Annotated in this window: 20 protein-coding genes; 10 read left to right on the forward strand and 10 right to left on the reverse strand. The window is 66.2% G+C overall.

The annotated features are described in order from the left end of the window. Window positions 1-17 precede the first annotated feature (17 nt). The gene (locus tag AUL33_RS17610; protein ID WP_082652700.1) at window positions 18-527 is read right to left on the reverse strand and encodes a histidine phosphatase family protein; all 510 of its coding nucleotides are present in this window, start codon (window positions 525-527) and stop codon (window positions 18-20) included. Window positions 528-828: 301 nt separating this feature from the next. Here AUL33_RS17610 and dksA point away from each other — a divergent pair, with 301 nt between their 5' ends. Next, on the forward strand, window positions 829-1,245 hold the full coding sequence (gene dksA, locus AUL33_RS17615; RefSeq protein WP_062211265.1) for an RNA polymerase-binding protein DksA: 417 nt from the start codon (window positions 829-831) through the stop codon (window positions 1,243-1,245). 79 nt (window positions 1,246-1,324) lie between these two features. On the opposite strand, the gene AUL33_RS17620 is transcribed toward dksA, so the two are convergent. Then, window positions 1,325-3,136: a flagellar biosynthetic protein FliO gene (locus tag AUL33_RS17620; RefSeq protein WP_062211268.1), complete on the reverse strand. Its 1,812-nt coding sequence runs from the start codon at window positions 3,134-3,136 to the stop codon at window positions 1,325-1,327. Window positions 3,137-3,418: 282 nt separating this feature from the next. Here AUL33_RS17620 and cckA point away from each other — a divergent pair, with 282 nt between their 5' ends. Continuing rightward, window positions 3,419-5,932, forward strand: a complete 2,514-nt coding sequence (gene cckA, locus AUL33_RS17625; RefSeq protein ID WP_082652709.1) for a cell cycle histidine kinase CckA — start codon at window positions 3,419-3,421, stop codon at window positions 5,930-5,932. A gap of 160 nt (window positions 5,933-6,092) precedes the next feature. Here the strand turns inward: cckA and AUL33_RS17630 are convergent, their stop codons facing one another. Further along, the gene (locus tag AUL33_RS17630; RefSeq protein ID WP_062211275.1) at window positions 6,093-7,013 is read right to left on the reverse strand and encodes a pseudouridine-5'-phosphate glycosidase; all 921 of its coding nucleotides are present in this window, start codon (window positions 7,011-7,013) and stop codon (window positions 6,093-6,095) included. Window positions 7,014-7,025: 12 nt separating this feature from the next. Continuing rightward, on the reverse strand, window positions 7,026-7,985 hold the full coding sequence (locus tag AUL33_RS17635; RefSeq protein ID WP_082652701.1) for a carbohydrate kinase family protein: 960 nt from the start codon (window positions 7,983-7,985) through the stop codon (window positions 7,026-7,028). Between the two features lie 152 nt (window positions 7,986-8,137). On the opposite strand from AUL33_RS17635, the gene recA reads away from it, so the two are divergent. Further along, entirely contained in the window at window positions 8,138-9,220 is a 1,083-nt protein-coding gene (recA, locus tag AUL33_RS17640) for a recombinase RecA (RefSeq protein WP_062211281.1), read from the forward strand. A gap of 205 nt (window positions 9,221-9,425) precedes the next feature. Beyond that, window positions 9,426-12,074 (forward strand): alanine--tRNA ligase, encoded by a 2,649-nt coding sequence (gene alaS / locus AUL33_RS17645; protein ID WP_062211284.1) that lies wholly within the window; start codon window positions 9,426-9,428, stop codon window positions 12,072-12,074. Between the two features lie 78 nt (window positions 12,075-12,152). On the opposite strand, the gene AUL33_RS17650 is transcribed toward alaS, so the two are convergent. Together AUL33_RS17650 and AUL33_RS17655 are read right to left on the reverse strand one after the other, a co-directional pair. Then, window positions 12,153-12,521: a hypothetical protein gene (locus AUL33_RS17650; protein ID WP_062211286.1), complete on the reverse strand. Its 369-nt coding sequence runs from the start codon at window positions 12,519-12,521 to the stop codon at window positions 12,153-12,155. Between the two features lie 134 nt (window positions 12,522-12,655). Then, window positions 12,656-13,870: an NADP-dependent isocitrate dehydrogenase gene (locus AUL33_RS17655; RefSeq protein ID WP_062211288.1), complete on the reverse strand. Its 1,215-nt coding sequence runs from the start codon at window positions 13,868-13,870 to the stop codon at window positions 12,656-12,658. A 227-nt stretch (window positions 13,871-14,097) separates the two neighbouring features. Here AUL33_RS17655 and AUL33_RS17660 point away from each other — a divergent pair, with 227 nt between their 5' ends. Both AUL33_RS17660 and murI read left to right on the forward strand, forming a co-directional pair. After that, entirely contained in the window at window positions 14,098-14,880 is a 783-nt protein-coding gene (locus tag AUL33_RS17660) for an RNA methyltransferase (protein ID WP_062211290.1), read from the forward strand. Beyond that, window positions 14,877-15,656, forward strand: coding sequence for a glutamate racemase (gene murI / locus AUL33_RS17665; RefSeq protein WP_062211292.1), 780 nt, complete (start codon window positions 14,877-14,879; stop codon window positions 15,654-15,656). The genes AUL33_RS17660 and murI overlap by 4 nt, the downstream gene beginning before the upstream one ends. A gap of 3 nt (window positions 15,657-15,659) precedes the next feature. Here murI and AUL33_RS17670 read toward each other — a convergent pair whose 3' ends face one another. Continuing rightward, window positions 15,660-16,178 carry a hypothetical protein gene (locus tag AUL33_RS17670; RefSeq protein WP_062211294.1) on the reverse strand — a complete coding sequence of 173 codons (519 nt, stop codon included), beginning with the start codon at window positions 16,176-16,178 and terminating at the stop codon, window positions 15,660-15,662. Between the two features lie 127 nt (window positions 16,179-16,305). Between AUL33_RS17670 and AUL33_RS21740 the strand changes: the two genes are divergently transcribed. From AUL33_RS21740 to AUL33_RS17685, 4 genes are all read left to right on the forward strand, one after another. Continuing rightward, window positions 16,306-16,464 carry a YqaE/Pmp3 family membrane protein gene (locus AUL33_RS21740; RefSeq protein ID WP_082652702.1) on the forward strand — a complete coding sequence of 53 codons (159 nt, stop codon included), beginning with the start codon at window positions 16,306-16,308 and terminating at the stop codon, window positions 16,462-16,464. 203 nt (window positions 16,465-16,667) lie between these two features. Continuing rightward, entirely contained in the window at window positions 16,668-17,285 is a 618-nt protein-coding gene (gene rpsD / locus AUL33_RS17675; RefSeq protein WP_062211295.1) for a 30S ribosomal protein S4, read from the forward strand. Between the two features lie 106 nt (window positions 17,286-17,391). Then, the gene (gene ttcA, locus AUL33_RS17680) at window positions 17,392-18,279 is read left to right on the forward strand and encodes a tRNA 2-thiocytidine(32) synthetase TtcA (protein ID WP_062211297.1); all 888 of its coding nucleotides are present in this window, start codon (window positions 17,392-17,394) and stop codon (window positions 18,277-18,279) included. Then, window positions 18,276-19,100 (forward strand): inositol monophosphatase family protein, encoded by an 825-nt coding sequence (locus tag AUL33_RS17685; RefSeq protein ID WP_062211300.1) that lies wholly within the window; start codon window positions 18,276-18,278, stop codon window positions 19,098-19,100. The genes ttcA and AUL33_RS17685 overlap by 4 nt, the downstream gene beginning before the upstream one ends. A gap of 25 nt (window positions 19,101-19,125) precedes the next feature. Here the strand turns inward: AUL33_RS17685 and AUL33_RS17690 are convergent, their stop codons facing one another. The 3 genes from AUL33_RS17690 to AUL33_RS17700 form a co-directional block, all read right to left on the reverse strand. After that, complete coding sequence (locus AUL33_RS17690) at window positions 19,126-20,403, reverse strand: multidrug effflux MFS transporter (protein WP_062211303.1); 1,278 nt, start codon at window positions 20,401-20,403, stop codon at window positions 19,126-19,128. A 158-nt stretch (window positions 20,404-20,561) separates the two neighbouring features. Further along, a complete protein-coding gene (gene grxD, locus AUL33_RS17695; RefSeq protein ID WP_062211306.1) occupies window positions 20,562-20,906 on the reverse strand; it encodes a Grx4 family monothiol glutaredoxin in 345 nt (114 codons plus the stop codon). Between the two features lie 106 nt (window positions 20,907-21,012). Next, entirely contained in the window at window positions 21,013-21,246 is a 234-nt protein-coding gene (locus AUL33_RS17700) for a BolA/IbaG family iron-sulfur metabolism protein (protein ID WP_062211309.1), read from the reverse strand. Between the last annotated feature and the right edge of the window lie 2 nt (window positions 21,247-21,248).

The raw sequence follows: 21,248 nt of genomic DNA on the forward strand, positions 1-21,248 counted from the left end.
GGTGGCGGCGCCTGTCTTCAGGGCGTTCTCACGCCGCGAAGAATACCATGCAGCCTCAAGCTTGGCGTGTCGCCGCCGGGCAGTTCGATCGTCAGCCAATGGGCGGTGCCCACCCCCTGCCGGATGGTCTCGAATGCTTGGGGCGAGCCGCTCGCGCAGAAGGCTGCCACGAACTCCTCGATCGTCGGATTGTGACCGACGAGGAGAACCCCGGCGCAGGCCCGATGCCGACGGGCTGCCGCATGATAGGCCTGGAGACCCAGCGCGTAGAGATCGTCCGAGAAGTCGACGGCAAGGTCGGACGGCAGTGCCGGGCGGATGATGGCGAGGGTCTCGCGCGCCCGGCTTGCGGTCGAGCAGAGGATGCGGTCGACGCAAGGTGGCTCGATCCGCAGATTTTCCGCCAAGCTGGCTGCATCCTGCCGGCCTCGATCGTCGAGCGGACGCTCGTGGTCGCGCTGTCCCGGGAGTGCCCATGACGAATGGGCGTGACGCAGGAGATGGAGGGTTCGGCCGGGCAATGTCATTGGACGGAGTGGGCCAGCAACCGCGGTCGCGGTCAAGCGAGCGGCCGACGCCTCATTGCGAACCTTGCCCTGCTGCCGTGGGGCAATTTGCGCGTGTGTTGCCCTGCGAAGGCGGCGCAAATGCTCCGCAAGCGTTTCCCTTACAGCAGATGGGGCGGGGGCGTTTGACCGCCATGAGAAAGCGCAGCATTTGTCGAGGCTTATCCGAGGCGGGAGCGCCAAGGGACGATTCCCGGCACAACTTGTTCGCTGGCGTCTCCGCCGCTATAAGCACCGCGACGACGGTCTTGGAGGATGCAGCATGAGCGAAACCTTACCAATCGGAACGGGTCTTTCGGAAGACGGCGCGTTCATGAACGACCGCCAGAAGGATTACTTCCGCAAGAAGCTCATGGCTTGGAAGACCGACATCCTGCGTGAGTCGCGCGAAACGCTCGAAGCGCTCGCCAGCGAGAATGCCAGCCAGGCCGACGCCGCCGACCGCGCGTCTTCCGAGACCGACCGCGCAATCGAACTGCGTGCGCGCGACCGGCAGCGCAAGCTGATCGCCAAGATCGACGCTGCGATCGAGCGGATCGACGAAGGCACCTACGGTTTTTGCGAAGAGACCGGCGAGCCGATCAGCTTGAAGCGGTTGGATGCTCGTCCGATCGCGACGATGTCGCTTGAGGCGCAGGAGCGCCATGAGCGCCGCGAGAAAGTCTATCGTGACGAGTAGCGTCGCAGACGAGCCGAAGACAAAAAAGAACGGGCCGCATTGCGGCCCGTCTTCGTTTTCCGGGTAGGGTGCGCTTGTTCTAGCGCCGATCCGACACGTCAAGAGTGAAGTCATGGAGCAGGCGCTCCATTTCTTCTTCCAAAGTCAGTTCCCGTTCCGGTTCGGCCTGCGGTGCAGCTTTCATGCTGTCCTCGCCCTGCGGAAGGGTCGGCTCGTGAATGGCGTGGATCTCCGGTTCGATGTGCGAGGGCGCTTCATTGCGCACCGGCTCGTGCGGTGCGGGTATCGAACGATCGATCGGGGCCATGACCGGCGTCACCGCGACCGTCGGAGCGGGTGGGCGGCGCTCCTGAATGGTGGTGGCGAAACTGCGAACCGAGAGCGGTTGTCTTGCCTCGGTTGTCACGACGGGCGCCGGTGCGGGCGCTGACGGGCTCGTCTCGATCAAGGGTTCGTCGGCCCGCAGGATCGGTCCGTCGGCGAACGGAGTGCGTGGCACTTCGGTCGCGGCAGCCGGCGCCGCCTTGTCGGTCTGAGCACCGCTGCCATTGCGGATCACGGCGTCGTCACCGCCGGCGGCCGTGCTGTCGGAGCCGTTCTGAGCTCGAGGGGCAGGGGAGGCAGGCGCGCTCGACCACAGAGAGCGTGCCGGCGTCGGCGTGGATGGGGCTGGGGCTGGGGCTGGGGCGGCAGGTGCACGCGGCGGCACCGGCAGCGTCGGCGTCGCCATCGAACGCGCCGACGCGAACGGAGGAGGCACCGGCGTCGTCGCCGAAGCGACTTGTGCGGCCGGCTGTGGCGGCGCGGGGTTGAAATGGAGGGCGGCAGTCGGCGCGGGCTCAGGCACCGGGTCCGAAGGGCGCTCGGGCACGTCGACGGGCGTCGCGGGCTGCGTCACCACCGGACCGGTCCGGACCTGCTCGACTTCTGGCGGTCGCGTCGCCGCCGGCCTCGGTGGGGCCATCGGACGTTCGATGGGAGCCTGGCGTGGCACAGCCGGCCGCTCGGGCGCGGGCTGCTGCGCCTCAACCGCCGAAGGCGCCGGTATGGGCGCGGCTGACGGTGCCTTCGACGCCGGCTGGCTGGCTGCCTCTTCCATGACAACGACCGGTTCCCGCTCGCGCGGTGCCGGGGTGGAATCCTTGCCGGCTCCGTCCAGTTCGGCGGCGATGCGTGATGCCGCGATCGGGTTGGCCGGAGGTGGAATGATGGCGGAGACGAGCGGCGGCGTCCGCCCGAAGGTCGCGCGTGTTTCGCCCGAGCTGGACACGCTGCGTTCCGTGTCCGCTGCCCGAACGGGCTCGACGATCACGCGCGCGGGTTCCGCCGCGACCGGTGCCGACACGGGGGGGACGGCCATCGCAATAGGTGCGACGACCGGGGGCACGAGCGGAATGGGCTGGCGCTGCGGCGGCGCCACGTCTGCCGAAGCCGGTATCGCCGGGGCCGGGGCCGGCACCGCAACGGGAGCCGGCGCAACCGGGACGCGGCGCTGAGGAACCGCTTGGCCGACACGCTCGGGCGCGGGATCGCGCGCCAGTTCCGGTTCCGAGCGGACGGCCGGATCGATGCGGGCGCGGCGCGCCTGCGGCTGGCCACGAACGATGCTGGGCTCGATCACCACGTCGTTCTGCCCGCCGATCAAAAGGAGATGCTCGACCTCGTCGCGCCGTACCAGCACGAGCTTGCGCTTGGGGTCGATCGCCGCGACATCGAGGACCGCCAGACGCGGCGCCCGGCTTCGGCTTCCGATCCCGCCCGTTCCTGAAAAGACGCGCTTGGCCAGTTCGATCAGGACGAGGGCCAGCAGAATCACCACCGCCGCTGCCAGGATCACCGAAACCACCGGGGCCCAATCGTTGCCAACCACGCCGGCGAGCCATTCACGCATTTACCACGTCCTCCGATGAGCGGTGGCGCGCAACCGTTGACGGTGCGGACCAACGGCCGGTACTCCACTTCTTAGGTCGCCCCGGTTCCTGGTCCAGCGCCAGGTCAGGTTCGGCCCATACTGCCAAAGCATCATGTCGGACGAATACGTCAGGCGCAAATTCGACAGAATCTCGTGCGTTCGGCGTCCTAAGCTCGTAATCGTTAATGCCTGTCCCCGATAGGGCCGATCTCGGCGCACGGAGCATCACCTGTGGAACAGACGGCCCAGATGGCGTCCAGCATGAGCGAGAAACCCTTGATCGATCGGAACACCGACTCGGTAGGCGTGCGCCGCCTTCTCTTCCTCGCCGGTTTCCTGTTCGTCTTCGCCGCGACCCTCGCGCTCTTCGGGCATGTCTACGGCGCCATCGCTCTGCTCGCGATCTTCGGCGTTCTCGCCATGGTCGGCATCGCCGCCGTCTTCGCGCTGGCGCTGGGGATCCTGCAGTTCGGCGGCCGCGACGGCGGGCGCGACATCGCCAAGGATTTCCTCGACGAGCTGCCGACCGGCACGCTCCTGACCGACCGCAAGGCGCGGATCGTCTACGCCAACCGGGCCTATGGTCAGCTCACCGGGGCGGCTTCGTCGAGCGACGTTCGCACGCTCGAGCGTCTGCTGTCGCGCGAGCCCGAGGCGTCGGAGGCCATCTACCGGTTGGCCAACCTCGCCCGCGAAAACGTCGCCGGGCAGGAAGAGTTTCGCCTGACGCGTCATCTCGGCGGTGGCGGCGAACCGTCGCCGCGCTGGTATCGCGCCTCGGTTCGCCCGTTGCCGAGCGAGACCAACCCGATGCAGGCGTGGCAGATCGCCGACATCACCCGCGAGCGCGAGGATCAGGAGAGCTTCTTCAAGGATCTCCAGCACGCGATCGACTATCTCGACCATGCGCCGGCGGGCTTCTTCGCGGCCGACGAGACCGGCCGCATCGCCTACATCAATGCGACGCTGGCCGGCTGGCTCGGCGTCGATCTCGCCACGTTCAAGCCTTATGGGCGCACGATCTTCGATCACGTCGGCGACGACGGCGCCACCTTCCTCAAGCGCGACGGCCGCCCCGACGACGACAGCGGCACCACGACGATCGACCTCGATCTCGTCACCGCGACCGGGCATCGGCTGCCCGTGCGCCTCCTGCGCAACATGGCGCGCGCCGGCGATGGTGCGCCCGGGCTGACGCGCACCCTCGTCCTCAACCGTTCGGGCAGCGGCGAGAAGGAAAGTGCGCTGCGGGCCGCCGAAGTGCGGTTCACCCGCTTCTTCAACTCCTCGCCGATGGCGATCGCCGCGCTCGACGCGTCGGGCAAGGTGGCGCGGGCGAACGCGGCCTTCGCACGCCTCTTCGGCGAGGCGGCCGCGGTGGGTACGACGCTCATCACCGACTGCGTCCGCGACGAGAGCCGCGAGGCGATCCGTCAAGCGCTGGCCGCCGCCGTGCGCGGGCAGGCCGGCATTCCCTCGGTCGATGCCGAACTCACCACGGAGCCGATGCGCTCCTCCCGCCTCTACATCAGCGCCAATTCAGACCCGCGCGACGACACGGGCGAGGTTGCGATCCTCTACGGCGTCGACATCACCCAGCAGCGCACGCTCGAAGACCAGTTCGCCAAGAGCCAGAAGATGCAGGCGGTCGGCAATCTCGCCGGCGGTATCGCGCACGACTTCAACAACGTCTTGACGATCATCACCGCCTCGGTCGACTTCCTGCTCCTCAACCATCGGACGGGCGATCCCTCGTTCCAGGATCTGCTCCTCATCAAGCAGAGCGCCAACCGCGCTGCATCGCTGGTGCGCCAGCTGCTCGCCTATTCGCGCCGTCAGACGATGCGGCCGAAGATGCTGAACCTGACGGATGTCGTCGCCGACATGCATCTTCTCCTCAAGCGGATTTCCGGTGATCTGGTCAAATTGGAGCGCCATCACGCCCGCGACCTCTGGCCCGTCATGGCTGATATCGGCCAGTTCGAGCAGGTGGTGACCAATCTCGTCCAGAACGCGCGCGACGCCATGTCGACGAACGGGCGCGTGACCATCTCGACGCGAAACGTCAGTTCGGCCGAGGCGAAGGGCTTCGGCTATGCCGAGCTGATCGAGGGCGAATACGTCCTGATGGAAGTCGCCGACACGGGATCGGGCATGCCGGCCGACGTTGCCGAGCGCATCTTCGAGCCGTTCTTCACCACGAAGGACATCGGCAAGGGCACCGGTCTCGGCCTGTCCATGGCCTACGGCATTGTCAAGCAGTCTGGCGGCTTCATCTTCGTTGAGTCGGTGCTGGGCGAGGGCACGACGTTCCGCATCTTCCTGCCCCGCCACATCCCGGCCGAAGGGCCGGCGCTCAAAGCCGAGCCGACCGCGGCCGTTTCGGCGGCCAAGATGGACCTGTCGGGCACCGCCTCGATCCTGCTCGTCGAGGACGAGGACAACGTGCGCGCCGGCAATGTTCGCGCCCTCAAGATGCGAGGCTACGAGGTTCACGAGGCATCGAGCGGCGTCGAGGCGCTCGAAGTCATGGAGGAGATCGGTGGCAAGGTCGATCTCGTCGTTTCCGACGTGGTGATGCCCGAGATGGACGGCCCGACGCTGTTGCGCGAGATGCGCAAGGTGCGTCCCGACCTCAAGTTCATCTTCGTCTCCGGCTATGCCGAGGACGCCTTCGCCAAGAACCTGCCGGACGGCGAGAAGTTCGGCTTCCTGCCCAAGCCCTTCTCGCTGCGCGAACTCGCGGTCGCCGTGAAGGAAGCGCTCGAGGAGTAGCGCCCAACGGGCCGCTACTATTCGGAAAATGTCTTTCTGACGGGCGGCGTCAGTGCCGCCGTCCGGTCTGTCTCACCCATGCCGCTCGCGGTAGCGCCGTTCCCGACGATCCGGTTGCCGTGGTGCGGGCGACCATCGGCCGCCCGCCGGCCGAGCTTCATCAGGCGTCGTCGAGGGCCTTGAGCGCCACGGCGATCTCGGCGGCCAGCCGCGCGTTCGAGCGAACGAGATTGATGTTGGTGGCCAGCGAGCGGCCCTCGCTCAGCTCGAAAATCCGCTTGAGCAGGTAGGGCGTTGCAGCCTTGCCGCTGATCCCGTCGCGCTCGGAATCGGCCAGCGCGACGTCGATCCAGCTGCCGATCGTCGCCGTGTCGATCTCGAGATCCGACGGCAAGGGGTTGGCGATCAGCATTCCCCCGTCGATGGCCAACGCCTCGCGAGCCTGCTGGAAGGCCGCGATCTCCGCCGCGCTGTCGAGGCGGATGGGAGATGCGATGCCGGACGAGCGCGACCAGAAGGCCGGAAGCTCGTCGACGCCGAAGCCGACGACGGGAACGCCTTTCGTTTCAAGCACTTCGAATGTCTTCTTCAGATCGAGGATCGCCTTGGCGCCGGCCGAGACGACGATCACCGGCGTGCGCGCCAGCTCTTCGAGATCGGCGGAGATATCGAACGAGGTCTCGGCGCCGCGATGCACGCCGCCGACGCCGCCGGTGGCGAAGACCTCGATGCCGGCCAGTGCCGCCGCGATCATCGTCGCGGCGACCGTGGTCGATCCCGTTCGCTTGGCGGCGACCGCATAGGCGAGGTCGGCGCGCGACAGCTTGAGCGCGTCACGCGTCTGCGCCAGCGCTTCGAGTTCGGCGTCGGTGAGGCCGATGTGCAGGGTGCCGTCGATGACGACGATCGTCGCCGGCTCGGCGCCGGCATCGCGGATCAACTGCTCGACACCGCGGGCCATTTCCAGGTTTTGCGGCCACGGCATTCCGTGGGTGATGATCGTCGATTCCAGCGCGACAACGGGCCGTCCCTCGGAAAGAGCGGCCTCGACGGCGGGCGAGGTGGTGAAAGGCAGGCGCATGGGCAAACTCGTCTAGGCGATGGGACGAAGCGGCGCCAGATCGGCGCCGAGGTTTCGGCAGGTTTCCGCACAGCCGGGCGACAGACCTGCGGCGATATGAAGGCTGGCGGCCGCCATTCCCGTTCGCGCCGCCTGGCGGAAGGAGGCTCTGTTCAGACACTCGGCGAGGGTGACGGCGGCGAGCGTGTCGCCCGCGCCGGTCACGTCGCGGACGGCATCGACGGGCGGCGGTGCCTGCGCAAAGATCTGTCCGTCCTCGACGATCCAGGCCTCGCGCGGACCGTCGGTGATGACGGCGCGACGAAGTCCCGCGGCCGTGAGCGCCTGAACGAACACGCGAGGCTCGGCGTCCGGCTCGCATGCGGCCAGAGCCGCGGCTTCGAGGCGGGAGACGAAGAGCATGGCGAGGCGCGGCAGGGCCGCCGCAAGCCTTCCGACCTTGCCCGGCGAGACGCCGATCGCCGCGACCGGACTGCGCCGGGCGTATGCGAGATCCAAGAGTGTCTCCGCCGGAAGATTGGCATCAACGAGCAGGGCGGCGCCGGCGTCGAGCTGAAGGCGCAGATGCTTGCGCGATAGGACGCGCGGGGTCATGAGATCGTAGAGTGCCATGTCGGCAATTCCGGCCACCAGCTCGCCGCGATCATCGAGGATGGCGGTGTAGGTCGGGGTCGCGCGGTCGAGCCAAGTCAGCGAGCCGTCGCCGATCCCGCGATCCGCCAAGGCCGCTTCGACGCTCGCCCCGCCCGCGTCACCTCCGCGCACCGAGACGAGAAACGCAGCGGTTCCGAACTGCTGGAGCGCCATAGCGGCGTTGAAGGCTGCACCTCCGACGCGCTCGGTGAGATGGCCGGGGTTGGACGCTTGAGGGCGATAGGGAGGGTGGGATCGTGCGATCCGATCCACGTGAGCAGCGCCGATCAGGATCACGAGCGGCGCGGACGCTGCTGTCGGCGTCGACGGTTCGGTCATTCATGGCCCCGGAAAGGACCGTGCGAATCAAGAGGACGGAATGCGAACAAAGCCGGATCACAGCTTGCGGGATGAGAACAAAAAGAGTACATCTTCGTCATTGCCAATCCGATTGCGCCCCGTACCACCCCGTGGAATAAGGTCTCGCCGACATGGCCCAGAATTCACTTCGTCTCGTTGAGGATACATCGGTGGACAAGAACAAGGCACTCGACGCAGCGCTTTCGCAGATCGAGCGTGCCTTCGGCAAGGGCTCGATCATGCGCCTCGGCGCAAACGAGAAGATCGTCGAAGTGCAGACGATCTCGACCGGCTCGCTCGGCCTCGACATCGCACTCGGTGTGGGCGGTCTGCCCAAGGGTCGTATCGTCGAGATCTACGGTCCGGAATCGTCGGGCAAGACGACGCTGGCGCTGCACACGGTGGCGGAAGCGCAGAAGTCCGGCGGCATCTGTGCCTTCGTCGATGCCGAGCACGCGCTCGATCCCGTCTATGCCCGCAAGCTCGGCGTCGATCTGGAAAACCTCCTGATCTCGCAGCCCGACACGGGTGAACAGGCGCTTGAAATCGTCGACACGCTCGTGCGCTCCGGCGCGATCGACGTGCTGGTGGTCGATTCGGTGGCGGCGTTGACGCCGCGAGCCGAAATCGAGGGCGAAATGGGCGACTCGTTGCCGGGCATGCAGGCGCGCCTGATGAGCCAGGCGCTGCGTAAGCTGACCGGTTCCATCTCGCGTTCCAAGTGCATGGTTATCTTCATCAACCAGATCCGCATGAAGATCGGCGTCATGTTCGGCTCGCCCGAGACGACGACCGGCGGCAACGCGCTGAAGTTCTACGCCTCCGTGCGCCTCGACATCCGCCGCATCGGCGCGATCAAGGACCGCGAAGAGGTGACGGGCAACCAGACCCGCGTGAAGGTGGTCAAGAACAAGCTGGCGCCGCCCTTCAAGCAGGTCGAGTTCGACATCATGTACGGCGAGGGCGTGTCGAAGGTCGGCGAACTCGTCGACCTGGGCGTCAAGGCCGGTATCGTCGAGAAATCCGGTGCCTGGTTCTCCTACAACAGCCAGCGGCTGGGGCAGGGTCGCGAGAACTCCAAGCAGACGCTGCGGGACAATCCGGCGCTGGCCGCCGAACTCGAACTGGCGATTCGCCAGAATGCGGGGCTGATCGCCGAGCAGTTGCTCGACACAGGCCCTGAGCCGGACGACGACGACGCACCGGAGGCCTGATCTCCGCTTCCAAACAGACCGAAAGCGCCCGCGGAGATCGCGGGCGTTTTCGTATCCGGACGTTGGATCGAACCGCGACCGGTCGCCCGAGCGAGCCATGGCCCCGAGGGACCGGCGCCATGGACAGGGTTTTGGCGTCTGGTTAAAAGGCGGCACCCAGCGGTGGTTCGTCCAGCGCTCTTTTTGCAAGCCTCAAGGTGTTCTCATGAGCGGCGTGAACGAGATCCGGTCGACGTTTCTTCAGTACTTCGCGAAGAACGGGCACGAGCCGGTCGCTTCGTCGCCGCTGGTGCCTCGCAACGATCCGACATTGATGTTCACCAATGCCGGCATGGTGCAGTTCAAGAACGTCTTCACCGGGCTGGAGTCGCGCCCTTATTCGCGGGCCGCGACCTCGCAGAAATGCGTGCGCGCCGGCGGCAAGCACAACGATCTCGACAATGTCGGCTACACCGCGCGTCACCATACGTTCTTCGAAATGCTCGGCAATTTCTCGTTCGGCGACTATTTCAAGGAACGTGCGATCGAGCTGGCGTGGAACCTGATCACCAAGGAGTTCGCCCTCCCGAAGGAGAAGCTGCTCGTCACCGTCTATGCGGAAGACGAGGATGCCGCCTCGCTTTGGCGCAAGATCGCCGGTCTGGGCGATGACCGCATCATCCGGATCGCCACCTCCGACAATTTCTGGTCGATGGGCGAAACCGGCCCCTGCGGCCCGTGCTCCGAGATCTTCTATGATCATGGCGACCACATCTGGGGCGGCCCTCCCGGTAGCGCCGAGGAGGACGGCGACCGGTTCATCGAGATCTGGAACCTCGTCTTCATGCAGTTCGAGCAGATCGCGCCGGGCAACCGCGTCGCCCTGCCGCGCCCCTCGATCGACACCGGCATGGGTCTCGAGCGCGTCGCCGCCGTACTGCAAGGCGTCCACAACAATTACGACATCGACCTCTTCAAGGCGCTGATCCGGGCCTCGGTCGAGGCCATCGGCGCGCCGCAGAGTGAGGAGCAGGTGGCGAGCCACCGCGTCATCGCCGATCACCTGCGCTCCACCGCCTTCCTCATCGCCGATGGCGTGCTGCCGTCGAACGAGGGACGTGGCTATGTCCTGCGTCGCATCATGCGCCGCGCCATGCGCCATGCGAAGCTGCTGGGAGCACGCGAGCCGGTGCTGTTTCGCCTGCTGCCCGCGCTCGTCGCCGAGATGGGCCGCGCCTATCCCGAACTGGTGCGGGCCGAGGCGCTGATCACCGAGACGTTGAAGCTGGAAGAGAAGCGCTTCCTGACGACGCTCGATCGCGGCCTCACGCTGCTGAACGACGCCACGGCGTCGCTGGCGACCGGCGACAGCCTCGACGGCGAGACCGCGTTCAAGCTTTACGACACCTACGGCTTCCCGCTCGACCTGACGCAGGACGCGTTGCGTGCGCGTGGCATCGGCGTCGATCTCGGCTCCTTCGACGATGCGATGCAGCGCCAGAAGGCGGAAGCGCGCGCGTCCTGGGTCGGATCCGGCGAGGCGGCGGCCGAGACGGTGTGGTTCGCGATCCGCGAGCGCGAAGGCGCGACCGAGTTTCTCGGCTACGACACCGAGACGGCCGAGGGGCAGGTGCGCGCCATCGTGAAGGCCGGCGCAGAAGTCGATGCGGCGTCGACGGGCGAGGAGGCGGCGATCGTCCTCAACCAGACCCCGTTCTACGGCGAGTCCGGCGGTCAGGTCGGCGATACCGGCATCCTGAAGGGCGAGGGCGTTCGTTTCGAGGTGACGGATACGCAGAAGGTCGCCAACGGGCTCTTCATCCATCGTGGCACGGTCGTCGAGGGCACGCTGCGCAAGGGCGCCGCGCTGGAACTCGTCGTCGATCACACCCGTCGCACGAAGATCCGCTCCAACCATTCCGCCACCCACCTGCTGCATGAGGGCCTGCGCGAAGTTCTCGGCACGCATGTCGCGCAGAAGGGCTCGATGGTCTCGGCCGATCGTCTGCGGTTCGATTTCTCCCATCCCAAGCCCCTCGATGCTGCGGAGCTGGCGCGCGTCGAGGCGCTCGCCAACGCCGTGGTGCTCGACAACGCGCCGATCGAGACGCGGCTGATGGCGGTGGACGACGCGATCGCGCTCGGCGCCATGGCGCTGTTCGGCGAAAAGTACGGCGACGAGGTTCGCGTCGTGTCGATGGGCCTCCCGAAGGACGGCAAGGCCGCCTATTCGATCGAGCTCTGCGGCGGCACCCATGCGCGCGCTACCGGCGATATCGGTCTTGTCCACGTTCTCTCCGAAAGCGCGGTGGGCGCTGGCGTGCGCCGCGTCGAGGCGCTGACGGGTGCGGCGGCTCGCGACTATCTTCTAGAGCAGGATGCGCGGGTGCGCCGCATCGCCGCCTCGCTGAAGGTCGGGCCAAGCGAGATCACTGAGCGCGTCGAGACGTTGGTCGACGAGCGTCGCCGCTTGGAGCGTGAACTCACCGAGGCCAAGAAGAAGCTGGCTCTAGCCGGCGACGGATCGACTGCTGCCGCCGCGCCCAAGGAGATCGGCGGCGTCCAGTTCGTCGGGCGCGTTCTCGACGGCGTTGCCGCGAAGGACCTGAAGGGCATGGTCGACGAGGCTAAGGCAGGCCTTGGCTCCGGCGTCGTTGCCTTCATCGGCCTTGCCGACGGCAAGGCAAGCGTCGTGGTCGGCGTGACCGCCGATCTGACCACGCGTTTCAGCGCCGTTGATCTCGTGCGGGCGGCGTCGGAGGCGATCGGCGGCAAGGGCGGCGGAGGACGGCCGGACATGGCGCAGGCCGGCGGACCAGATGCCGAAAAGGCGGACGAAGCTATTACCGCGATCGAGGCCTCGCTCGCGGCCTGATACCGGACGGCTCTTCTACGGAAGATGTCGGCTTCAGTAACGGAAAAGGGGCGCCTCGCGGCGCCCCTTTTGCTTTCGTCAGTCGCGGTAATTGGGGAAGGAAGCCACTTCGACGGCCGAGGTCGTCAGCGTCAGCCGGGCGCCGTCCGGCGTGAAGCGGTCGAGGGGGATCACCTTGGATCCCGTGAAGCCGGTGGTCGCGCCGTCGAAGTCCACCACGAGGGCGACCGGCGTGTTGGCGTCGCTTCCGAGCACTTCCTCGACTTCACCGAGTTCCACGCCGTCCCCGCTTTTGAGGACCTTGGCATCCTCGATGGCGTCGACGGTCTTGTTCCACGGCTGGAGGACGACGTTGTCGGCAACTTCGACGAGGGGGGCGTTCTGAGCCTGGGCAGCGGCGCCGGACAGGAGGACGGCAGTGGTCGCGGCGAGAAGCATGCGATGCATTCTAAGATCTCCGTATGGATTAATGAGCTCCTAACGAAAAATTTTCGGACGAGTTCCTCGACAAATTCGCGATCCCAAGCGAAAAACCCGGCCGCAAGGCCGGGCGTCTTCGTCGTCGTCCAGGTTGCGGATGCTTATGCCGCCATCGCCTTCTGGAGGTTCTCGTCGATCTTGTCGAGGAAGCCGGTGGTCGAGAGCCAGGGCTGCTCCGGTCCGATGAGAAGCGCCAGGTCCTTGGTCATGTGACCGGCTTCGACGGTCTGGACGCAGACGGCTTCCAGCGTGTCGGCGAACTGCTTCAGCGCCTCGTTGTTGTCGAGCTTGGCGCGGTGGGCGAGGCCCCGGGTCCAGGCGAAGATGGAGGCGATCGAGTTCGTCGACGTCTCCTGGCCCTTCTGGTGCTGGCGGTAATGGCGGGTCACGGTGCCGTGCGCGGCTTCGGCTTCCACGGTCTGGCCGTCCGGCGTCATCAGCACCGAGGTCATCAGGCCGAGCGAGCCGAAGCCCTGCGCCACGATGTCGGACTGCACGTCGCCGTCGTAGTTCTTGCAGGCCCAGACATAACCACCCGACCACTTGAGCGCCGACGCCACCATGTCGTCGATCAGGCGGTGTTCGTAGGTCAGCTTGCGCTTATCGAACTCGGCCTTGAACTCGGCGTCGAACACCTCCTGGAAGATGTCCTTGAAGCGGCCGTCATAGGCCTTGAGGATCGTGTTCTTGGTCGAAAGGTAGACCGGGTAGTTGCGCAGCAGGCCGTAGTTCAGCGAGGCGCGGGCGAACTCGCGGATCGAATCGTCGAGATTGTACATCGCCATCGCGACGCCGGCGGAAGGCGCCTGATAGACCTCGTGCTCGATGACCTCGCCGTCCTCGCCGACGAACTTGATCGTCAGCGTGCCCTTGCCGGGGAACTTGAAGTCGGTGGCGCGGTACTGATCGCCGAAGGCATGGCGTCCGACGATGATCGGCTGCGTCCAACCGGGCACGAGGCGCGGCACGTTCTGCATGATGATCGGCTCGCGGAAGATCACGCCGCCGAGGATGTTGCGGATCGTGCCGTTCGGCGACTTCCACATCTTCTTGAGCTTGAACTCCTCGACGCGCTGCTCGTCGGGGGTAATGGTGGCGCACTTCACGCCGACGCCGTGCTTCTTGATGGCGTGGGCGGAGTCGATCGTCACCTGGTCGCCGGTGGCGTCGCGGTTCTCGACCGAGAGGTCGTAATATTCGAGATCGATGTCGAGATAGGGGTGGATCAGCTTGTCCTTGATCGCCTGCCAGATGATCCGGGTCATCTCGTCGCCGTCGAGCTCCACGACCGGATTGTCGACCTTGATCTTCGCCATCGCTGATTTTCCCTTGGGAGACCGTCCCGCCGTCGGCGGCGACGTGTGTCGGAAGAAGGGGGCCGATCCGCCCCCCGCGCATGTTCCGCGCCTATAGCATTCGCACCGGGGAAGGCAAAGCGACGTGCCGGTTTTCGGGCTGCCTTCGTCGCCGGGCCTTTGCGCAACGCCAAGCGCTCGTTTACTCAGCGAGCGAACGGATCTGGTTGAAGACGAAAGAGACCCCCTTGGCCGGCACGAACCGAAGCGACGAGAACCTGGCAGGCGGACCGGCGATCATCCTCGTGGAGCCGCAGCTCGGCGAAAATATCGGCATGGTGGCGCGCGCCATGGCCAATTTCGGCCTGAGCGACCTGCGTCTCGTCAACCCGCGCGACGGCTGGCCGAACGAGCGGGCGCGGGCGAGCGCTTCGCGTGCCGACCACGTGATCGATGCCGTCCGACTGTTCGACAGCGTCGAGGCGGCGGCTGCCGACCTTCGCTATCTCTTGGCGACGACGGCCCGTCCCCGCTACTCGGTGAAGCCCGTGCGCGGGCCGGATTCTGCCGCGATGGAGCTGCGCCGGCGCTTCGAGACCGACCAGCCTTCTGGCATTCTCTTCGGGCGCGAGCGCTTCGGCCTCTCGAACGAGGAGGTCGATCTCGCCGACGAGATCGTGACCTTCCCGGTCAATCCCGCCTTCGCCTCGCTGAACATCGCGCAGGCGGTGCTTCTCATGAGCTACGAGTGGATGAAGTCCGGGCTCGGCGAGAATGCCGCGCCCCGCTTCCAGGCCCCGGAAGTGTTGCAGGCCGGCAAGGACGATCTCTATCGCTTCTTCGAGCATCTGGAGGCGACGCTCGACGAGGCCGGCTACTTCTTCCCGCCGGCCAAGCGCGACACGATGGTCCACAACCTGCGCACCATGATGACGCGCGCGGGCTTCTCGGAGCCGGAACTGCGGACCCTGCGCGGCGTGTTGCGCACGCTGGAGCGTCGCCGGCGTCTCGACGAGGAGGCGGGCGCTTGAAGGAGCCGCCGGTCCTCGTCTTCGACAGCGGCATCGGCGGGCTCTCGGTCTTGCGGGAGCTTCGTGTCGTCATGCCGGACCGTCGCTTCGTCTATGTCGCCGACGACGCGGGCTTTCCCTATGGCAACTGGGAGGAGGCCGCGCTGGTCCGCCACATCGGCGATCTCTTCGCCACGCTGATCGAGACGCACCGGCCGCAACTCGCGGTCATCGCCTGCAATACGGCCTCGACGCTGGTGCTGCCGAGCCTGCGCACGCGCTTCACGATCCCCTTCGTCGGCACCGTTCCGGCGGTGAAGCCGGCGGCTGAGCGTTCGCGCTCGAAGCTCGTCAGCGTTCTCGCCACGCCCGGCACCGTGAAGCGCGACTATACGCGATCGCTCATCGCCGAGTTCGCACGCGACTGCGAGGTGCAGCTCGTTGGATCGGTGCGGCTGGCGACGATGGCGGAGGCGCATGTCCGGGGCGAGCGCGTCGGCCTCGACGAGGTGGAGGCGGAGATCGCGCCGTGCTTTCGCGAGCGCGACGGACGGCGCACCGATATCGTGGCGCTGGCCTGCACGCACTATCCGTTCCTCGCGAACGCCTTTCGCAAGGTGGCGCCCTGGCCGGTGGACTGGCTGGACCCCGCCGAGGCCATCGCCCGGCAGGCGTCGCGCTTCCTGCCGGACCGCCCGTCTTCGCTGCCCGAGGGCTTCGATCTCGCCGTATTCACCGCCGGCGAGATCGATTACGCGACACGCCGCGTGATCCATGGTTTCGGCCTGCACACCTGAGTGTCAGCCCTTGGACAGCGTGACGTCCGAGGTCTTCTTCGGCGCGCCGTCCACCTGATCGGTGACCGCCAGCGTGAACCGCCCGCCGCCGGCATTGGTGATCCGCATGACGGCGTTGCGGTCTCCATGCACCGGCGTCGGATACGTGAGGTCGAGCGTCAGCGTGTTGCCATTGAGGCGCCCGTTCGACAACTGGGCCGGCCCACGGCTGGACCCCGTATAGGTCCCGGCGAAGCGGTTCGTGGCGCGGTCGAAGCGAATGTCGGCGCCGATCTTGCGGGTCACGATGATCGCCGCCCGGCACGAGCCGGCGATCGTCAGTGCGTTCGTCGAGGGTCTGGTACCGTTGACGCTGCAACTCACCGAGCGAGGCGAGGTGTCCTGCTCGCGCTGGACGAAGCCCTTGCCGGCGAAGCGTCCCTCGAACCGATCGAGAAAGCTGGCGTCGGCGAGCGCAGGGGTGGCCGAGAGAACGGCGACGGCGGCCAGGACCGCGCGAAGGGACGGGATCGAGTGGGTCATGGGACGGACCTTCCGGGCTTTTTAAGCCGCCACGGCGGCAGGACGGCCCTTGGGCCGGTCATGTCGAAAGGGAACGGTTGGGCCCGTATTCCGTTCGTTGACTGAACAAGACTTGAACGGGCGTCCCATGGATCTGATCAAAATCATCTTCGCCATCCTCCTCCCGCCGCTCGGCGTCTTCATGGAGGTCGGCATCGGCAAGCACTTCTGGATCAACATCGTGCTCACGCTCTTCGGCTACATTCCGGGCATCGTGCATGCGATCTGGGTGATCGCCCGCCGTTGATCCATGGTTGACTCGACGGCTTCCCAGTCTTAGGAACTGCGCATCGGCGGGACGAAAGTCCCGCCGGTTTTTACGTGTCCCGTGAGCTGCCGCAACTGGTGTGGCCGCTCTGTCGGCCGCTTCCTCGAAGGAGGCGGGCAAAGGAGGGCGCGTTTCCTGGCCGGGCGGATCATCCGGCGACGGCCTCATTCTTAGGAAATGCGATGAGCAAGCGCGAAGCTTCCAAGTACAAACTCGATCGCCGCATGGGCGAGAACATCTGGGGTCGTCCGAAGTCCCCGGTGAACCGTCGCCAGTACGGCCCCGGCCAGCACGGACAGCGCCGCAAGGGCAAGATGTCCGACTTCGGCACGCAGCTGCGCGCCAAGCAGAAGCTGAAGGGCTACTACGGCGACATCTCCGAGAAGCAGTTCCGCAAGACCTACGAGGAAGCCGCCCGTCGTCGTGGCGACACCTCGGAGAACCTGATCGGCCTGCTCGAGTCGCGTCTCGATGCGCTCGTCTACCGCGCCAAGCTCGTTCCCACGATCTTCGCGGCCCGTCAGTTCGTCAACCACGGCCATGTCAACGTCAACGGCGTGCGCACGAACATCGGCTCCTACATCTGCAAGCAGGGCGACGTCATCGAGGTTCGCCCGAAGTCGAAGCAGCTGACGATCGTCATCGAGGCGACCCAGCTCGCCGAGCGCGACGTGCCGGACTACCTGTCGGTCGATCACTCCAAGATGGTCGTGAACTACCAGCGCGTTCCCGGCCTGCATGACGTGCCGTATCCGGTCGTCATGGAGCCGAACCTCGTGGTCGAGTTCTACTCGCGCTGATCGGCAGCCGCCGCATCGCAACGCTTTTCGAAAGGCCGCCTCCGGGCGGCCTTTTGTTTTGGGCACGGCCTTGGTACTGCGGTCGCGTCCCACCGGGAGGTCCGCCATGCTCCATGTCATCGACGATCGCGATCGCGAGGAGCCCGCGGGTTCGAGCGACAGCGCCGGCGAAGGCGCCCATCCGCTGTTTCGCGAGGTTCCCGACAGCGTCTCCTTCCGCAAGCTGCGCAAGCGCCTGCTGCGCGAGATCCGCGAGACGCTCGACTCTCACGCGATGGTGCGGCCGGGTGCGCGCTGGCTCGTCGGCATCTCGGGCGGCAAGGACTCCTACGCGCTGCTGGCCCTCCTGCACGACCTGCAATGGCGCGGCCTGCTGCCGGTCGATCTGCTTGCCTGCAACCTGGACCAGGGTCAGCCGAACTTCCCCAAGCACGTTCTGCCGGACTTCCTCACGCGCTACGGCATCGCCCACCGCATCGAGTATCGCGACACCTATTCGGTGGTGAAGGAGAAGGTGCCGGCGGGCGGCACCTACTGCTCGCTCTGCTCGCGGCTGCGGCGCGGCAACCTCTATCGCATCGCGCGCGAGGAGGGCTGCGAGGCGCTGGTGCTCGGCCATCACCGCGACGACAGCCTCGAGACCTTTTTCCTCAACATGTTCCACGGCGGCAAGCTCTCGGCGATGCCGGCCAAGCTTCTCAACGACGAGGGCGATCTCCTGGTCCTGCGGCCGCTGATCCGGTCCGGCGAGGACGACATCGCGCGGTTCTCGGCGGCGATGCGCTTTCCCATCATCCCGTGCGACCTTTGCGGCAGTCAGGATGGTCTGCAGCGCAACGCGATGAAGGCGTTCCTCGGCGATCTCGAAACGCGCTTTCCCGGCCGCAAGGAGACGATCGCACGCGCCCTCTCGCAGGTTCGGCCGAGCCATCTCCTCGACACCTCGCTCTTCGACTTCGCCAATCTCCAGCCGAAAACGGATCCCGCCTCGTGACCTTCGACATCGACACTCTCGCCACGATCCTGCGCGACGCCGCCGCCGCCGAGGTCATGCCGCGATTCCGCCGCCTCGGTGAAGGCGACATCCGCGAGAAGACCTCGGCGGTGGATCTGGTGACGGAGGCCGACGAGGCGGCCGAGCGCTTCATCCGGGATGCCTGCGCCGGAGCGTTTCCCGACGCGCTCTTCGTCGGCGAGGAGGGCGTCGCGGCCGATCCCGCGCTGCTGGCCCGCATCGGCTCGTCGGACTTGACGATCGTTGTCGACCCGATCGACGGCACCGCCAACTTCGCCGCCGGGGCGCCGCTCTTCGGCGTCATGGCGGCCGTCGTGTCGCGCGGCGAGACGATCGGCGGCATCATCTACGATCCGCTGGGCGACGACTTCATGATCGCCGAGAAGGGGGCGGGGTCCTTCCTCGTGCGCCCGGACGGCGAGCGTGTGAGACTGTCGGTTCGCCCGGCGGCACCCGTCGAGGAGATGATCGGCGTGGCGTCGTCGAGCTTCCTGCCGCGCGAGGAACGGCGCCGGCTGCTGAACGAACTCGCCAACATCCGCATCTTCGCCAACTACCGCACGGCCGCGCACGAGTACCGGCTGATGGCTTCGGGCCACCTGCATTTCCAGTTCTATCTCAAGCTCATGCCGTGGGATCATCTCGCCGGCACGTTGCTCGTGCAGGAGGCCGGCGGCGTCGTGCGCCGCTTCGACGGCAGCGACTACAAGCCGACCGACATCGACGGAGGCTTGATCACCGCACCGGACGAGGCGAGCTGGAAGGCCGTTCGCGCGCTCGTGGCACCCGCCATCGGCTGACGTCGTAACCTGATCGCCGCCGGCCCTATTCGGCAGGGCTGGCGGCGATTCGATCCTTGGCATGAAGGTGCGATGCCTTCGCGTCCCGGCTGAACAGCGTGCCGCCTTCGGCGACGAGCACGCAGACCAGCGCGCCGGCCGACAGGACCACGTAGCCGCAAAGCAGCGGGATCACCGTGCCGTCGTAGAAGTAGCCGATGGCCGCGCCAAGAATCCCGCCGCCGAAGGTCTGCATGAAGCCGAGCACCGACGAGGCCGTTCCCGCGACGTGGCCGAGCGGGTCCATCGCCAGCGCATTGAAGTTCGTGCCGATAAAGCCGAACATGCAGAAGGTCAGGATTGTCAGCGGCAGGAAGACGGCGAAGGGCGGTACGCCGCCTGAAGCCAGCGCGATCGCCAGATGGATCGAGCTGAACGCGAGGAACAGGCACAGCGCCCCGTGCGAGAGCCGGCGCATGCCAAAGCGCTCGACCAGCCGCGAATTGCTGAACGAGGCGATCGCCATGAAGATCGCGCCGGCCGAGAAGTAGAGCGTGAAGGCCGGTCCGAGATCGTAGACGTGGCCGTAGATCTGCTCGGCCTGATTGATGAAGGCGAAGAGCACGCCGAAGATCAGGGCGGTGGACATCGTGTAGGCGAAGGCGCGTCGGTTGGTCAGTACGATGCGGAATGCATCGGTCACGCGCTTGGCCGTCAGCGGTAGGCGATCTTCCGGGTGCTGCGTCTCGGGCAGGCGGAAATAGGCCCAGACCGTGATGAGGCTGCCGAACACCGCAATGGCGATGAAGATCTCGCGCCAGTTGCCGAACAGAAGGATGACCTGACCGATGTTCGGGGCGACGACCGGGATCGCCATGAAGATCATCATGACCAGCGACATGACGCTTGCCATCCGTGCACCGCCGAAGCAGTCGCGCACCACCGACACCGCGATGACGCGCGTCGCGGCCGCGCCGATGCCTTGAACGAGGCGCCAGAACAGGAGCACGCCGAAGGTCGGGGAGAAGATCGCGGCAATCGAGGCAAGGACATAGACACCGAGGCCGAAAAGCAGCACGGGCCTACGCCCGAAGCGATCCGATAGCGTGCCGTAGGCGATCTGCGCGACGCCGAAGCCCAGCACGTAGGACGAAATCACGAACTGCGCCTGGTTGGGATTGGCGAGTTCGAGCGAGCGGCTGATGTTGGTCAGCGCGGGAATGAAGATGTCGATCGCGGCGGCGTTCAGCGCCATCAGGCATGCGATGAGAGTGACGAGTTCCCAATAGGGGATCCCTCGCGTCTGGGCGTGCGCGTTCGACATCTGTCTGGTCTTTCCGATGGTGTGCCCCTCTCTACCCCCGATCGGGAGAAAAGCAAGGCGCCCTGACGATGATGGGCGTCGGGGTAGATGCAGCCACAACGACGAAAGCCCGCTCGGGTTTCGAGCGGGCTTTCGTCATCGAATACGATGCAACGTGGTCAGGCGACGGGAGCGGCAGCCTTGGCGCCGACGCCCTTGTCGGCGAAGAAGTCCTGCAACTCGCCGGCCTGGAACATCTCGCGCAGGATATCGCAGCCGCCGACGAACTCGCCCTTGACGTAGACCTGCGGGATCGTCGGCCAGGAACCGTATTCCTTGATGCCCGTGCGAAGGTCGTCGGAGGACAGGACATTGACGCCCTTGTAGTCGACGCCGAGGTGATTGAGGATCTGGACGACCTGTCCGGAGAAGCCGCACTGCGGGAAGTCCGGCGTGCCCTTCATGAAGACGACCACGTCGTTCGTCTTCACCTCGTTGTCGATCCAGTCAATGATTCCGCTCATGCGATCCGTTCCCGTGGGTCAGCGTCGGCCGGGCGACGCGAAGTCTCGATCTGTCGTCTGCGGCGGCAATCCCGGGGGAAGACACGCCTATCGTGATGCGAAGATATTACTTCGGTGCGCTGGTTTGAAGGGCCAGCGCGTGCAGCACGCCACCCATGTTGCCCTGCAGGGCCTGATAGACCATCTGGTGCTGCTGGACACGCGACTTTCCCCGGAAGCTCTCGGCCACCACCTCGGCGGCGTAATGGTCTCCGTCGCCCGCGAGATCACGGATCGTCACGGTGGCGTCGGGGATGGCGTGCCGGATCATCGTCTCGATGTCATGGGCGTTCATCGGCATGG

The sequence above is a fragment of the Aureimonas sp. AU12 genome (genome assembly GCF_001463705.1).
In the GTDB taxonomy this organism is placed as follows: Bacteria; Pseudomonadota; Alphaproteobacteria; order Rhizobiales; family Rhizobiaceae; genus Aureimonas.

Coding starts and splice junctions, on each gene's coding strand:
- ttcA (WP_062211297.1), top strand. CDS start 17,392: ATGCTCCATGTCATCGACGATCGCGATCGCGAGGAGCCCGCGGGTTCG.
- grxD (WP_062211306.1), bottom strand. CDS start 20,906: ATGAGCGGAATCATTGACTGGATCGACAACGAGGTGAAGACGAACGAC.
- AUL33_RS17655 (WP_062211288.1), bottom strand. CDS start 13,870: ATGGCGAAGATCAAGGTCGACAATCCGGTCGTGGAGCTCGACGGCGAC.
- dksA (WP_062211265.1), top strand. CDS start 829: ATGAGCGAAACCTTACCAATCGGAACGGGTCTTTCGGAAGACGGCGCG.
- recA (WP_062211281.1), top strand. CDS start 8,138: ATGGCCCAGAATTCACTTCGTCTCGTTGAGGATACATCGGTGGACAAG.
- AUL33_RS21740 (WP_082652702.1), top strand. CDS start 16,306: ATGGATCTGATCAAAATCATCTTCGCCATCCTCCTCCCGCCGCTCGGC.
- rpsD (WP_062211295.1), top strand. CDS start 16,668: ATGAGCAAGCGCGAAGCTTCCAAGTACAAACTCGATCGCCGCATGGGC.
- AUL33_RS17610 (WP_082652700.1), bottom strand. CDS start 527: ATGACATTGCCCGGCCGAACCCTCCATCTCCTGCGTCACGCCCATTCG.
- AUL33_RS17670 (WP_062211294.1), bottom strand. CDS start 16,178: ATGACCCACTCGATCCCGTCCCTTCGCGCGGTCCTGGCCGCCGTCGCC.
- AUL33_RS17635 (WP_082652701.1), bottom strand. CDS start 7,985: ATGACCGAACCGTCGACGCCGACAGCAGCGTCCGCGCCGCTCGTGATC.
- AUL33_RS17700 (WP_062211309.1), bottom strand. CDS start 21,246: ATGCCGATGAACGCCCATGACATCGAGACGATGATCCGGCACGCCATC.
- AUL33_RS17650 (WP_062211286.1), bottom strand. CDS start 12,521: ATGCATCGCATGCTTCTCGCCGCGACCACTGCCGTCCTCCTGTCCGGC.
- AUL33_RS17630 (WP_062211275.1), bottom strand. CDS start 7,013: ATGCGCCTGCCTTTCACCACCTCGCCCGCCGTCGAGGCCGCTCTTTCC.
- AUL33_RS17620 (WP_062211268.1), bottom strand. CDS start 3,136: ATGCGTGAATGGCTCGCCGGCGTGGTTGGCAACGATTGGGCCCCGGTG.
- alaS (WP_062211284.1), top strand. CDS start 9,426: ATGAGCGGCGTGAACGAGATCCGGTCGACGTTTCTTCAGTACTTCGCG.
- AUL33_RS17690 (WP_062211303.1), bottom strand. CDS start 20,403: ATGTCGAACGCGCACGCCCAGACGCGAGGGATCCCCTATTGGGAACTC.
- cckA (WP_082652709.1), top strand. CDS start 3,419: ATGAGCGAGAAACCCTTGATCGATCGGAACACCGACTCGGTAGGCGTG.